Annotated in this window: 14 protein-coding genes; 13 read left to right on the top strand and 1 reads right to left on the bottom strand. The window is 53.4% G+C overall.

Features of this window, described 5'->3' with window-relative positions; translation table 11 throughout:
• Positions 1-23 precede the first annotated feature (23 nt).
• Positions 24-1202, top strand: a complete 1179-nt coding sequence (locus FHD02_RS08690; protein ID WP_061382126.1) for an MFS transporter — start codon at positions 24-26, stop codon at positions 1200-1202.
• Here the strand turns inward: FHD02_RS08690 and flk are convergent.
• Positions 1199-2206 (bottom strand): flagella biosynthesis regulator Flk, encoded by a 1008-nt coding sequence (flk, locus tag FHD02_RS08685; RefSeq protein ID WP_137371505.1) that lies wholly within the window; start codon positions 2204-2206, stop codon positions 1199-1201. The genes FHD02_RS08690 and flk overlap by 4 nt on opposite strands.
• A gap of 108 nt (positions 2207-2314) precedes the next feature.
• Between flk and pdxB the strand changes: the two genes are divergently transcribed.
• The 12 genes from pdxB to hisJ all read left to right on the top strand — a co-directional run bounded on the left by pdxB (position 2315) and on the right by hisJ (position 14098).
• The gene (pdxB, locus tag FHD02_RS08680; RefSeq protein ID WP_220393807.1) at positions 2315-3451 is read left to right on the top strand and encodes a 4-phosphoerythronate dehydrogenase PdxB; all 1137 of its coding nucleotides are present in this window, start codon (positions 2315-2317) and stop codon (positions 3449-3451) included.
• Positions 3452-3518: 67 nt separating this feature from the next.
• Positions 3519-4532, top strand: coding sequence for an aspartate-semialdehyde dehydrogenase (locus tag FHD02_RS08675; protein WP_042307061.1), 1014 nt, complete (start codon positions 3519-3521; stop codon positions 4530-4532).
• On the top strand, positions 4532-5344 hold the full coding sequence (gene truA / locus FHD02_RS08670; RefSeq protein ID WP_042307062.1) for a tRNA pseudouridine(38-40) synthase TruA: 813 nt from the start codon (positions 4532-4534) through the stop codon (positions 5342-5344). Before FHD02_RS08675 ends, truA begins: the two co-directional genes overlap by 1 nt.
• Before the next feature lie 24 nt (positions 5345-5368).
• Positions 5369-6028, top strand: a complete 660-nt coding sequence (locus FHD02_RS08665) for a DedA family protein (protein ID WP_003028140.1) — start codon at positions 5369-5371, stop codon at positions 6026-6028.
• Between the two features lie 149 nt (positions 6029-6177).
• Positions 6178-7092, top strand: coding sequence for an acetyl-CoA carboxylase, carboxyltransferase subunit beta (gene accD, locus FHD02_RS08660; protein ID WP_006683629.1), 915 nt, complete (start codon positions 6178-6180; stop codon positions 7090-7092).
• 69 nt (positions 7093-7161) lie between these two features.
• Positions 7162-8430 carry a bifunctional tetrahydrofolate synthase/dihydrofolate synthase gene (folC, locus tag FHD02_RS08655; protein WP_137360961.1) on the top strand — a complete coding sequence of 423 codons (1269 nt, stop codon included), beginning with the start codon at positions 7162-7164 and terminating at the stop codon, positions 8428-8430.
• Positions 8420-9088, top strand: a complete 669-nt coding sequence (dedD, locus tag FHD02_RS08650; protein ID WP_137360960.1) for a cell division protein DedD — start codon at positions 8420-8422, stop codon at positions 9086-9088. The genes folC and dedD overlap by 11 nt, the downstream gene beginning before the upstream one ends.
• Positions 9089-9290: 202 nt before the next feature.
• On the top strand, positions 9291-9779 hold the full coding sequence (gene cvpA / locus FHD02_RS08645; protein WP_006683632.1) for a colicin V production protein: 489 nt from the start codon (positions 9291-9293) through the stop codon (positions 9777-9779).
• A 33-nt stretch (positions 9780-9812) separates the two neighbouring features.
• A complete protein-coding gene (purF, locus tag FHD02_RS08640; RefSeq protein WP_005129677.1) occupies positions 9813-11330 on the top strand; it encodes an amidophosphoribosyltransferase in 1518 nt (505 codons plus the stop codon).
• A 97-nt stretch (positions 11331-11427) separates the two neighbouring features.
• Positions 11428-11997 (top strand): UbiX family flavin prenyltransferase, encoded by a 570-nt coding sequence (locus FHD02_RS08635; protein ID WP_220393806.1) that lies wholly within the window; start codon positions 11428-11430, stop codon positions 11995-11997.
• A gap of 287 nt (positions 11998-12284) precedes the next feature.
• Positions 12285-13067: a lysine/arginine/ornithine ABC transporter substrate-binding protein ArgT gene (gene argT / locus FHD02_RS08630; RefSeq protein WP_006683634.1), complete on the top strand. Its 783-nt coding sequence runs from the start codon at positions 12285-12287 to the stop codon at positions 13065-13067.
• Between the two features lie 248 nt (positions 13068-13315).
• Positions 13316-14098 carry a histidine ABC transporter substrate-binding protein HisJ gene (hisJ, locus tag FHD02_RS08625; protein ID WP_003028120.1) on the top strand — a complete coding sequence of 261 codons (783 nt, stop codon included), beginning with the start codon at positions 13316-13318 and terminating at the stop codon, positions 14096-14098.
• The last annotated feature ends 164 nt before the right edge of the window (positions 14099-14262 follow it).

Raw genomic sequence — 14262 nt, 5'->3', positions numbered from 1 at the left:
TACTCTGCATTTTGGAGTAACGCATGACAGCAGTAACCCAACAAGAAAAAACACCGTCGGCGAACTTTTCGCTGTTTCGTATCGCTTTTGCGGTTTTTCTGACCTACATGACGGTCGGTCTGCCTTTGCCCGTCATTCCTCTGTTTGTGCACCACGAGCTGGGCTATGGCAACACCATGGTTGGTATCGCCGTAGGCGTACAGTTTTTGGCAACGGTCTTAACCCGCGGCTACGCCGGGCGCTTAGCCGATCAATATGGCGCTAAACGTTCGGCGCTACAGGGGATGTTTGCCTGTGCGCTGGCGGGGGCGGCGTGGCTTTTAGCCGCGCTATTGCCTGTCTCTGTCCCGGTGAAATTTGCGTTGTTAATCGTCGGGCGTTTGATCCTCGGCTTTGGCGAAAGCCAACTGCTCACCGGAACCCTGACCTGGGGACTGGGGCTGGTTGGCCCTACGCGTTCCGGTAAGGTGATGTCGTGGAACGGGATGGCGATTTACGGTGCGCTGGCTGCCGGTGCGCCGTTGGGCTTGCTGATCCATAGCCACTTCGGCTTTGCGGCGCTGGCGGGAACCACGATGGTATTACCGCTGCTGGCCTGGGCATTCAACGGCACCGTTCGTAAAGTGCCTGCGCATGCCGGGGAACGACCTTCACTGTGGAGCGTGGTCGGGCTTATCTGGAAACCGGGCCTGGGTCTGGCATTGCAGGGCGTGGGTTTTGCTGTCATCGGTACGTTTATTTCGCTTTATTTTGTCAGCAATGGCTGGACGATGGCTGGATTCACCCTGACCGCGTTTGGCGGGGCATTTGTGCTGATGCGCATTCTGTTTGGCTGGATGCCGGACCGGTTCGGCGGCGTGAAGGTCGCCGTTGTTTCATTGCTGGTTGAAACTGCGGGCCTGATCCTGCTGTGGCAGGCTCCCTCTGCCTGGGTTGCTCTGCTCGGGGCGGCATTAACCGGGGCCGGGTGTTCGCTTATCTTCCCGGCATTGGGCGTTGAGGTTGTGAAGCGCGTGCCAGCACAGGTTCGTGGTACGGCGTTAGGCGGTTACGCCGCATTTCAGGATATCTCCTACGGCGTAAGCGGCCCTGTCGCCGGGGTGCTGGCCACCGCGTACGGTTATCCCTCGGTATTCCTTGCCGGGGCGATATCCGCCGTGGTGGGGATTGTTGTGACGTTGCTGACTCTGCGAAAAGGCTAAGCGACCAGCCAGAAAATGGCTAACGCAATCATCAAGGCAATAAATATTAGTCCCGGTCGTGCCGACAGTGATTTAACCGTTTCAATCATCGGCGCGAACGGGCTGTAAATGGGTTGGGGATGGCGCGGATCGTTTAATTCCTGCTCCCGGTCACGTTCCACGCGGCGCAGGAAGATTTGATTCAGCAAGTCCAGCACCTGAACTGTGGTCAGAATCGATTGTGGTTGGATCTGATATGTCTGCTGCGCGTACTCTTTGATTGCCGTCAGCTCATTGGGCTCTAACGGCAGCTTCAGCGCCGCCTGCAGCGTTTGTAGCGTCGGGGCATTTTGCAGACTGAGCGTCTGGCGCGCCTGCAGCCAGGTGACCAGATGCGTAAATTGTTTGGCGGGGATTAGCTCTCCGCTTTTTACCCCAGACAGCTCCAGCATAGATTGCCAGATCATCTTACCGGATTCTCCCGTAGCCGCCGCCAGCTTGGTAACTAACTGGTTCAGCGTATTGTGCTCTGCGGGTAATAACGGGCGATCGGTAGCCGGACGCTGCTGCGGCTGCGGTATTGAAAGCTGACCTTGTTGCAACAGGGTCAGCACGTTCTTCAATTGTTCTGGCGTGAGTTGGCTAAGCGCCGTCTGCCCATACTGCTGGCGAATAAAATCACTCACCGCCTGACGGTTATTTCCCTGACTTAACAGTTCAGTAAGCTGCGACAGCACCTGACGATTAGCATGGTTCTGCTGTGCGACTTCCAGCCGCTGGTTCAGGTTTTGCTCTGCGGCAGGAAAGTGACGTGACTGCAACGGTGTGTCACTTTTAACGCCCAGATCGTGTTTCATTCCAGCCCACACCTCAGCGCTTTGCTGTTGGGTGAGCGAAATCAAACGGGTAATCAGCCGTTCCAGCACGGTACGTTGTAACGTGGATAACGGTTGCTCACCTGCAACGGAGGGGACATTTTGGCCTTCGCCGGGAGGGCGAGCGGGCGTACCTGAAATGGGCTGCATCGTCTCTGTTCCTTAAATCTGTGCTGACCAGGTCTCGCAGTATGCCTGGCGGCGAGATTATGGCACACTTGCCCGGTTAACTCTCGTTCTCAAACAGGTGCGAAAGACGTGAAAATCCTCGTTGATGAAAATATGCCCTATGCCCGCGAACTGTTCAGTCGTTTGGGGGAGGTCAAAGCGGTTCCTGGTCGTCCGATTCCCGTTGCTGAACTGGATGATGCGGATGCTTTAATGGTGCGCTCGGTGACGAAAGTCAATGAATCACTGCTCAGCGGAAAACCGGTTAAATTTGTTGGTACGGCAACCGCAGGCACGGACCATGTGGATGAGGCCTGGCTTGCGCAGTCGGGAATCGGTTTTTCCGCAGCGCCCGGATGTAATGCGATTGCGGTCGTAGAATATGTTTTTTCAGCGTTGTTAATGCTGGCGGAGCGCGACGGTTTTGCGTTACGCGATCGTACCGTGGGTATCGTCGGTGTTGGCAACGTAGGTGGACGTTTGCAGGCGCGACTGGAAGCGCTGGGGATCCGTACTTTGCTGTGCGATCCGCCAAGAGCCGATCGCGGTGACGAGGGCGATTTCCGCTCGCTGGACGAACTGGTACAGCAGGCCGATGTGCTGACTTTCCATACGCCACTATTTAAAGACGGCCCGTATAAGACACTGCACCTGGCGGATGACGCGCTGATGAGTCGACTGAAGCCCGGCACTATTCTGATCAACGCCTGCCGTGGGCCGGTTATCGACAATACGGCATTACTGAACCGGCTTAACACCGGGCAGGCGCTGAGCGTGGTGCTGGATGTCTGGGAAGGCGAGCCGGATCTCAATGTGGCGTTGCTGGAGAAAGCCGATATCGGCACCGCGCACATTGCCGGATATACCCTGGAAGGAAAAGCACGTGGGACCACGCAGGTCTTTGAGGCCTATAGCAAGTTTATTGGTCGCGAGCAGCACGTGGCGCTGAACACCCTGTTACCTGCGCCGGAATTCGGTCGTATCACGTTGCACGGCCCGTTAGATCAGCCAACGCTGAAAAGGTTGGCGCATTTAGTGTATGATGTGCGCCGCGATGATGCGCCGCTGCGTAAAGTCGCTGGAATTCCGGGTGAATTTGATAAACTGCGTAAAAATTATCTTGAGCGCCGTGAATGGTCGTCTTTATACGTGATGTGTGACGACGAGACGACAGCCACCTTGCTGTGTAAGCTGGGTTTTAACGCTGTTCATCACCCGGCACATTAATGTCTTCTTAATGCTCCCTGTCGAATAATGCGACAGGGACGCTTATGTATTTCTGGAGTAAATCACCATGTCTGAAGGCTGGAACATTGCCATTCTGGGCGCAACGGGCGCCGTAGGCGAAGCCCTGCTCGATACGCTGGCTGAACGCCAGTTCCCGGTCGGTGAAATTTTTGCGCTGGCGCGTAACGAAAGTGCCGGTGAGCACCTGCGTTTTAACGGTAAATCGGTCATTGTTCAGGATGTTGCAGACTTTGACTGGACGCAGGCACAACTGGCATTTTTTGTTGCGGGCGCTGAGGCCACCGCTGCATGGGTGGAAGAAGCAACCAATGCCGGTTGTCTGGTTATCGACAGCAGTGGTTTGTTCGCACTTGAGCCTGACGTTCCGCTGGTGGTTCCGGACGTTAACCCGTTCGTGTTGGCAGATTACCGCAACCGCAATGTGATTGCGGTCCCTAATAGCCTGACCAGTCAACTGTTGTCTGCGCTGAAACCGCTGATTGATGATGGTGGTCTTTCACGTATTACGGTGACCAATATTCTGTCGGCCTCTGCGCACGGTAAAAAAGCGGTGGATGCGTTGGCAGGGCAAAGTGCGAAACTGCTCAATGGTATCCCGATTGACGAAGACGATTTCTTTGGTCGCCAGCTGGCATTCAATATGCTGCCGCTGCTGCCAGATCGCGAAGGTAGCGTGCGTGAAGAACGTCGTATCGTTGATGAAGTGCGCAAAATTATGCAGGATGACGGTCTGCTTATCTCCGCTAGCATCGTACAGTCACCGGTATTCTACGGTCACGCGCAGATGGTGAATTTTGAAGCTCTGCGTCCATTAGCTGCGGAAGAAGCGCGCGATGCGTTTTCTCGCGCTGAAGACGTGGCGTTGTCGGAAGAGACCGATTTCCCGACTCAGGTTGGCGATGCGTCAGGTACGCCACATCTTTCCATCGGCTGTGTACATAACGATTACGGTATGCCGGAGCAGGTTCAGTTCTGGTCCGTGGCAGACAACGTGCGTTTTGGCGGCGCGTTGATGGCGGTGAAAATTGCGGAGAAACTGGTGCAGGAGTATCTGTACTAATGTCGGACCTGCAACAGCCGCTAACCCATAAAATTGCGCTGGGCATTGAGTATGACGGCAGCAAATATTATGGCTGGCAGCGCCAGAACGAAGTGCGTAGCGTTCAGGAAAAGCTGGAAAAAGCGCTTTCTCAGGTCGCGAATGAGCGTATCAATGTCTTTTGTGCGGGGCGCACGGATGCGGGCGTTCATGGCACAGGGCAGGTCGTGCATTTTGAAACGCACGCTGTGCGTAAAGACGCCGCCTGGACGTTGGGCGTAAATGCGAATTTACCTGGTGACATCGCCGTGCGCTGGGTGAAAGCTGTACCTGATGATTTTCATGCCCGATTTAGCGCCACGGCTCGCCGTTATCGCTACATCATCTACAATCATCGGTTGCGCCCTGCGGTTTTGGGCAAAGGGGTAACCCATTACTATGAGCCGCTGGATGCTGAACGTATGCATCGTGCAGCCCAGTGTCTGATCGGCGAAAATGATTTTACCTCGTTTCGTGCGGTGCAGTGCCAGTCGCGCACACCGTGGCGTAACGTGATGCACATTAACGTTGAACGTTTTGGTGCATATGTGGTGGTGGATATTAAAGCGAATGCCTTTGTACATCATATGGTCAGGAATATTGTCGGCAGCCTGATGGAAGTAGGCGCCAACAACCAGCCGGAGAGCTGGATAGCAGAACTGTTAGCAGCGAAGGACAGAACGCTGGCAGCGGCAACGGCGAAAGCGGAAGGACTGTATTTGGTTGCGGTAGATTACCCTGACCGGTTCGACCTGCCAAAACCGCCAATGGGCCCGCTATTTCTGGCGGACTAATTTGAGTCGTATAAAGGCAAAACTATGGACCTGATTTACTTTCTTATCGATTTTATTCTGCACATTGATGTGCACCTGGCAGAGCTGGTCGCGGAATACGGTATCTGGGTATACGCGATTCTGTTTCTGATCCTGTTCTGTGAAACCGGGCTGGTAGTGACGCCGTTCCTGCCGGGGGACTCACTGCTGTTTGTTGCTGGCGCGCTTTCTGCGCTGCCAACTAACGATCTCAATGTTCATCTGATGGTGGCGTTGATGATTGTGGCTGCGATTGTCGGCGATGCGGTGAACTATACGATTGGCCGGTTGTTCGGTGAAAAACTCTTTAGTAACCCGAACTCCAAAATTTTTCGTCGCAGCTACCTGGATAAAACCCATGCGTTCTACGAGCGTCATGGCGGAAAAACGATTATCCTGGCGCGTTTCGTGCCTATCGTGCGGACATTTGCGCCATTTGTTGCCGGTATGGGACACATGTCCTACCGCCACTTTGCGATGTATAACGTTGTAGGCGCACTGCTGTGGGTATTGCTGTTCACCTATGCAGGCTATCTGTTTGGCGATCTGCCCATCGTTCAGGAAAACCTGAAATTATTGATTGTGGCGATTATCGTCCTTTCCGTATTGCCGGGTGTGATTGAAGTAATTCGTCATAAACGGGCTGCGTCACGGGCTGCAAAATAGAAAGTAACTCAGCGGTTCGACCACTTTTTTATCCAAAGTTTCGGGCTGTTATGTTTTAATGTGCAACATTCATGGTCTGTTAGGGGCAAAAATGGCATTATGCGCCCCTTATAACAAAGCTGACTAGGGTTCAGGCAGAAAGGTCACCAATGAGCTGGATTGAACGAATTAAAAGCAACATTACTCCCACCCGCAAGGCAAGCATTCCTGAAGGGGTGTGGACCAAGTGTGATAGCTGCGGTCAGGTTTTATACCGTGCTGAGCTGGAACGTAATCTTGAGGTCTGTCCGAAGTGTGACCATCATATGCGCATGTCGGCGCGCAATCGCCTGCATAGCCTGTTAGATGAAGGTACTCTTGTGGAACTGGGTAGCGAACTTGAGCCGAAAGACGTGCTGAAGTTTCGTGACTCCAAAAAGTACAAAGACAGACTGGCCTCAGCACAGAAAGAAACCGGCGAGAAAGATGCGCTGGTGGTGATGAAAGGCACGCTTCACGGTATGCCGGTCGTTGCGGCTGCATTCGAGTTCGCGTTTATGGGCGGCTCCATGGGTTCTGTCGTCGGTGCGCGTTTCGTCCGTGCCGTTGAGCAGGCGCTGGAAGACAACTGTCCGCTAATCTGCTTCTCCGCTTCTGGCGGGGCGCGTATGCAGGAAGCGCTGATGTCTCTGATGCAGATGGCGAAAACCTCTGCTGCGCTGGCGAAAATGCAGGAACGCGGTTTACCGTACATTTCTGTACTGACCGACCCAACGATGGGCGGTGTTTCCGCAAGCTTCGCGATGCTGGGCGATCTCAACATTGCCGAACCGAAAGCGTTGATCGGCTTTGCGGGTCCGCGTGTTATCGAGCAAACCGTACGTGAGAAACTGCCGCCGGGATTCCAGCGCAGCGAGTTCCTGATTGAAAAAGGCGCTATCGATATGATCGTCCGCCGTCCGGAAATGCGTCTGAAACTGGCAAGCATTCTGGCGAAGCTGATGAATCTTCCGGCGCCGAATCCGGATGAGCCGCGTGAAGGCGAGGTGGTACCTCCGGTACCCGATCAGGAATCAGAGGCCTGATAACTGAAAAGGGCAGGGCCACAGGCGCTGCCCTTTTGCTTTTCTCAACGTAAAGAATCTACAGGCATCATGGACAATAAACGTATTCCTCAAGCCGCGTCGCCCCTGGCGTCGTGGCTTTCTTATCTGGAAAACCTGCACAGTAAAACCATCGATCTGGGCCTTGAACGCGTCAGTCAGGTGGCGCGTAAATTGGGTGTGTTGAAACCCGCGCCATTTGTCTTTACGGTGGCGGGAACCAACGGAAAAGGCACGACCTGCCGTACGCTGGAATCGGTGCTGACCGCAGCAGGTTATAAAGTCGGAGTATACAGTTCGCCGCATCTGGTGCGTTACACGGAACGCGTGCGCGTGCAGGGGCGTGAACTGCCGGAATCCGCGCATACCGCTTCGTTTGCTGAGATTGAAGACGCACGTGGCGATATTTCCCTGACCTACTTTGAATACGGTACGCTATCGGCGCTTTGGTTGTTTAAACAGGCTCAGTTGGACGTAGTCATTCTGGAAGTGGGGTTAGGCGGTCGCCTTGACGCGACGAATATCGTCGATGCCGATGTTGCGGTCGTCACCAGTATTGCGCTTGATCATACTGACTGGCTGGGCCCGGATCGCGAGAGCATTGGTCGTGAGAAAGCGGGGATTTTCCGCGCAGAGAAACCGGCCATCGTTGGCGAACCGGAAATGCCATACACTATTGCGGATGTGGCGCAAGAGTGCGGGGCGATTTTGCAACGCTGTGGTGTGGACTGGCGCTATACGGTAACGGAGAACGACTGGTCCTTTACGGACGCTCACGGCACGTTGGCGCATCTGCCATTGCCACAGGTTCCACAACCGAACGCTGCGACCGCACTGGCTGCGCTGCGTTCCAGTGGTCTTGACGTCAGCGAGCAGGCAATTCGTGACGGAATCAAACAGGCGATTTTACCGGGGCGCTTCCAGATTGTGAGCGAGTCGCCGCGGGTGATTTTTGATGTTGCCCATAACCCGCATGCGGCGGAATATCTGACCGGACGTCTGAAAAAGTTAGTGAAAAGCGGGCGTGTACTTGCAGTTATCGGTATGCTACATGATAAAGATATTGCCGGTACGTTGGCCTGGTTAAAAAGCGTGGTCGATGTCTGGTACTGCGCGCCACTGGAAGGGCCGCGTGGCGCAACGGCAGAACAGCTGTTAGAACATCTGGGCAAAGGTGAAGCCTATGACAGCGTGGCGCAGGCATGGTCTGCGGCACTGGCCGAGGCGAAGCCAGAAGATACCGTGTTGGTGTGTGGATCGTTTCACACTGTCGCACATGTCATGGAAGTGATAGACGTGGGGAGAAGCGGTGGCGAGTAAGTTTCAGAATCGATTAGTTGGCACAATTGTGCTGGTCGCGCTTGGGGTGATTGTGCTCCCCGGACTGCTTGACGGGCAAAAAAAACATTATCAGGATGAGTTTGCTGCGATCCCTCTGGTGCCCAAACCGGGCGATCGCGACGAACCGGACATGATGCCTGCGGCAACGCAGGCGCTGCCGACGCAACCGCCTGAAGGGGCGGCAGAAGAGGTGCGCGCGGGCGATGCCGCCGCGCCATCGCTGGACCCATCGCGCATGGCAACGGCAAACAGCGCGGAGTTAGATCCTGTCCCTGCACCTGTTGAACCGCCGAAACCTAAACCGAAGCCGCAACCCGTTGCCGCCACACCGGCACCAACCCCTGCGCCTGCTCCAGCACCGAAACCAGTCGCGGAAGACGCGCCAGCCCCGACCGGCAAAGCGTATGTTGTGCAGCTCGGCGCGCTGAAAAATGCGGATAAGGTCAATGAGATCGTGGGTAAACTTCGTGGCGCGGGCTTCCGGGTATATACTTCCCCGTCAACGCCGGTACAGGGTAAAATAACCCGCATTCTCGTAGGGCCTGACGCCTCCAGAGATAAGCTGAAGAACTCGCTGGGCGAGCTGCAGAAGATCTCTGGTCTGAGTGGGGTTGTGATGGGGTATACCCCTAATTAAGGGGCCGTCTCATGTCGGCCGGATACGGTGTTTTCATCGCTATCCGGCAGTGTCCGAAGAGGCATAAAACCGTATGGCGTTGAAGATTTTTTCAGCGCCATTTTTATTTACGCGTGGAAAGGAAATCCCTACGCAAACGTTTTCTTTTTCTGTTAGAATGCGCCCCGAACAGGACGACAGGGCGTAAAATCGTGGGACACTTATGGTCTGGATTGATTACGCCATTATCGCGGTGATTGGTTTTTCCTGTCTGGTTAGCCTGATCCGTGGCTTTGTTCGTGAAGCATTATCGTTGGTGACTTGGGGTTGTGCTTTCTTTGTCGCCAGCCATTACTACACTTACCTGTCTGTCTGGTTTACGGGCTTTGAAGACGAACTGGTTCGAAATGGGATTGCTATCGCGATACTGTTCATCGCGACACTTATCGTCGGCGCTATCGTTAACTTTGTGATAGGCCAACTGGTAGAGAAAACAGGTTTGTCGGGTACCGACAGGGTGTTGGGGGTTTGCTTTGGTGCTCTGCGAGGAGCGCTGATCGTCGCCGCCATACTGTTCTTTCTCGATACGTTTACCGGTCTGTCGAAAAGTGAAGACTGGAGTAAGTCGCAGCTGATCCCGCAGTTCAGTTTCATCATCAGATGGTTCTTTGACTATCTGCAAAGCTCGTCAAGTTTCTTGCCCAAAGTATAAACTTTGGGTCGTTGCTGAACGAGGAAAAGACGTATGTGCGGTATTGTCGGTATCGCCGGTGTTATGCCGGTAAACCAGTCGATTTATGACGCGTTAACGGTGCTCCAGCATCGTGGTCAGGATGCTGCGGGCATCATCACTATTGATGCCAACAACTGCTTCCGCTTGCGTAAAGCAAACGGAATGGTGAGCGATATTTTTGAAGCGCGCCATATGCAGCGTTTGCAGGGCAATATGGGCATCGGTCATGTGCGTTACCCAACGGCTGGCAGCTCCAGCGCCTCCGAAGCTCAACCTTTTTACGTTAACTCACCGTATGGCATCACGCTTGCCCATAACGGCAACCTGACCAATGCGCATGAGCTGCGTAAAAAGCTGTTTGAAGAAAAGCGCCGCCACATCAATACCACTTCAGATTCTGAAATCCTGCTGAATATTTTCGCCAGCGAACTGGATAACTTCCGCCATTACCCGCTGGAAGCAGACAATATTTTTGCGGCCATTGCGGCAACCAACCGCCAGATCCGTGGCGCCTATGCCTGCGTGGCGATGATTATTGGCCACGGTATGGTTGCCTTCCGCGATCCTAACGGTATTCGCCCACTGGTACTGGGCAAACGCGATATTGGCGACGGTCGCACCGAGTATATGGTGGCTTCCGAGAGCGTGGCGCTGGATACGCTGGGCTTTGAATTCCTGCGCGATGTAGCACCTGGCGAAGCGGTGTACATCACCGAAAAAGGCCAGCTGTTTACCCGCCAGTGCGCCGATAACCCGGTCAGCAATCCGTGCCTGTTCGAATACGTTTACTTTGCGCGTCCTGACTCCTTTATCGACAAGATTTCCGTCTACAGCGCCCGTGTGAATATGGGAACTAAGCTCGGCGAAAAAATTGCCCGCGAGTGGGAAGATCTGGATATCGACGTGGTGATCCCGATTCCGGAAACCTCTTGTGATATCGCGCTGGAAATCGCCCGTATTCTCGGCAAGCCGTACCGTCAGGGGTTTGTGAAAAACCGCTATGTGGGGCGTACCTTTATCATGCCGGGCCAGCAGCTGCGTCGTAAATCCGTGCGCCGTAAACTGAACGCCAACCGTGCGGAGTTCCGTGATAAGAACGTGCTGCTGGTGGATGACTCTATCGTACGTGGCACCACCTCAGAACAGATTATCGAGATGGCGCGTGAAGCTGGGGCGAAGAAGGTGTATCTGGCCTCTGCCGCACCGGAAATTCGCTTCCCGAACGTGTATGGTATCGATATGCCGACGGCGACGGAGCTGATTGCCCACGGTCGCGAAGTGGACGAGATTCGTCAGATAATCGGCGCAGACGGGCTTATCTTCCAGGACCTGAACGATCTGATTGAGGCCGTTCGCGCTGAGAACCCAGATATTCAGCAGTTTGAATGTTCAGTGTTTAACGGCGTCTATGTCACCAAAGACGTTGACCAGCAGTATCTCGATTTCCTCGATTCCCTGCGTAATGACGATGCCAAAGCGATATTGCGTCAGAATGAAGCGGAAAACCTTGAGATGCACAACGAAGGTTAATGTTTGCTCGCAAGCAAGGGCGCAATCCGCACCCTTGCTTGCAACTCCCCATAAATTCCTGCAAAGTCGGCCCTGAAGCAAGCAAGGGCGATTAAACATGAAACGACTCATCATTGGTATTTCTGGCGCAAGTGGGGCTATTTACGGCGTGCGCCTGCTGCAGGTTTTGCGTGACGTTACTGATGTGGAAACCCATCTGGTGATAAGCGCCGCTGCCCGGCAGACGCTGGCGCTGGAAACGGATCTCTCTGTGCGCGACGTGCAGGCGCTGGCGAATGTGACTCACGATACGCGCGATATCGCCGCCAGTATTTCCTCTGGCTCTTTTCAGACCGCCGGGATGGTTATCCTGCCCTGTTCAATTAAAACGCTTTCTGGCATCGTTCATAGCTATACCGATGGGCTGCTCACCCGTGCGGCTGACGTGGTCCTGAAAGAGCGTCGTCCGCTGGTGCTGTGCGTGCGCGAAACGCCATTGCATCTGGGGCATCTGCGGCTAATGACGCAGGCGGCAGAAATTGGGGCGGTGATTATGCCACCGGTGCCGGCGTTTTATCATCGCCCGCAAACCCTCGATGACGTGATTAATCAAACGGTTAATCGTGTCCTCGACCAGTTTGATATCTCCCTTCCTCATGACCTCTTCACCCGCTGGCAAGGGGCGTAAGCCGTTCCATCAGGGTGCAAAGAAACATCCGTTGCCCTGTTTCAGGGCAATTTTGTAACCGCGATCATATCCTCAACATTTAATTCGTCAAAACTCAACGAAACGCTGCGTTTCAACCGTCAGACCTGCTATCTTCAAAATCAGGACAATATTGCAACGTTTTATTAACATATTTAACGTCGAATATCCTCAACGACGCGAAAATGGCATAAGACCTGCATGAAAAAGTCTGCAAACACACAACACAACGTAAAACATAATAAAATTACGCCACTTGAGGGTTATGTATGAAGAAGACGGTTCTTGCTTTGTCTTTGCTGGTAGGACTTTCCGCAACCGCGGCCAGCTACGCAGCACTTCCGCAGACAGTTCGTATTGGTACAGATACCACGTATGCACCTTTTTCCTCTAAAGATGCCAAAGGCGATTTCGTCGGTTTTGATATCGATCTGGGAAATGAGATGTGTAAGCGCATGCAGATCAAATGTACCTGGGTTGCCAGCGACTTTGATGCGCTGATCCCGTCGCTGAAAGCGAAAAAAATTGATGCCATCATCTCCTCGCTTTCCATCACCGAGAAGCGTCAGCAAGAGATTGCCTTCTCAGACAAGCTTTACGCCGCAGATTCTCGTTTGATCGCCGCGAAAGGTTCGCCGATTCAACCGACTCTGGACTCCCTCAAAGGTAAACACGTAGGCGTACTACAAGGCTCTACTCAGGAAGCCTATGCCAATGATAACTGGCGCAGCAAAGGCGTGGATGTGGTGGCCTACGCGAACCAGGACCTGATCTATTCTGACCTGACGGCGGGACGTCTGGATGCGGCATTGCAGGATGAAGTCGCGGCCAGCGAAGGTTTCCTGAAACAACCGGCAGGTAAAGACTACGCTTTTGCCGGTCCTTCAGTTAAAGATAAAAAATACTTTGGCGACGGAACCGGGATTGGCTTGCGCAAAGATGATGCGGAGCTGAAGGCGGCTTTCGATAAAGCGCTGGGTGAACTGCGCAAAGACGGCACCTACGACAAAATGGCGAGTAAGTATTTTAACTTTAATGTCTACGGCGATTAATTCATCGACGTGGGGGCGTTGGCTGCACCATTGCGGGTAACCATTACGGTGCATTATAAATTCAGTGCACTGTTTTGGTGCCTTTATCGCTGACTTAATAAGCATGAGTGCATACTTAAGCGCTTTTCATGCAAATAAATACCGCCGACAAGGTAGAATGCTTTGCCTTGTCGGCCTGATTAATGGCACGATAACTGCACCTGGTCCTGTAAAGATCCCCTATAAAAGACAGTCTGTTGAGGATAGTTATGAAAAAACTGGTGTTGTCTCTTTCTTTGGTCCTGGCTTTCTCCAGTGCTACCGCAGCATTTGCAGCCATTCCGCAAAAAATTCGTATCGGCACCGATCCTACTTATGCGCCGTTCGAATCGAAAAATGCGCAGGGTGAATTAGTCGGTTTTGATATCGATCTGGCTAAAGAGCTATGCAAACGTATTAATACACAATGTACCTTCGTGGAAAACCCGCTGGATGCGCTGATCCCTTCGCTAAAAGCGAAGAAAATCGATGCGATTATGTCCTCGCTTTCCATTACTGAAAAACGTCAGCAGGAAATCGCGTTTACCGACAAGCTTTATGCAGCTGACTCGCGTCTGGTTGTCGCTAAGGATTCTGCTATTCAGCCGACCATTGAATCGCTGAAAGGCAAACGTGTCGGCGTGCTGCAGGGTACCACTCAGGAAACGTTCGGCAACGAACACTGGGCGCCAAAAGGCATTGAAATTGTCTCCTATCAGGGACAAGACAACATCTATTCTGACCTGACAGCCGGGCGTATTGACGCCGCATTCCAGGATGAAGTCGCTGCCAGCGAAGGCTTCCTGAAACAGCCAGTTGGTAAAGATTACAAATTCGGCGGCCCGTCTGTGAAAGACGAGAAATTGTTTGGCGTGGGTACCGGTATGGGACTGCGTAAAGACGATAACGAGCTGCGCGAAGCACTGAATAAAGCCTTTGCTGAGATGCGCGCCGACGGCACTTACGAGAAGCTGGCTAAAAAGTACTTCGATTTTGATGTTTACGGCGGTTAATCACCGCAGGTGCTGATAAAGCCCGTAGATTTTTGACGCGTTAAATTTATGCCTGATGGCGCTGCGCTTATCCGGCCTACATTGATTTTGTAGGCCGGATAAGGCAAAGCCGCCATCCGGCATTGAACGGTTAGTCTGAAATCAAAAGAGGCTTATTACTCCAC

It is taken from the genome of Citrobacter sp. EC_71 (assembly GCF_019584005.1).
In the GTDB taxonomy this organism is placed as follows: Bacteria; Pseudomonadota; Gammaproteobacteria; order Enterobacterales; family Enterobacteriaceae; genus Citrobacter; species Citrobacter werkmanii.
This window is presented reverse-complemented; position numbering and strand designations above follow the sequence as displayed.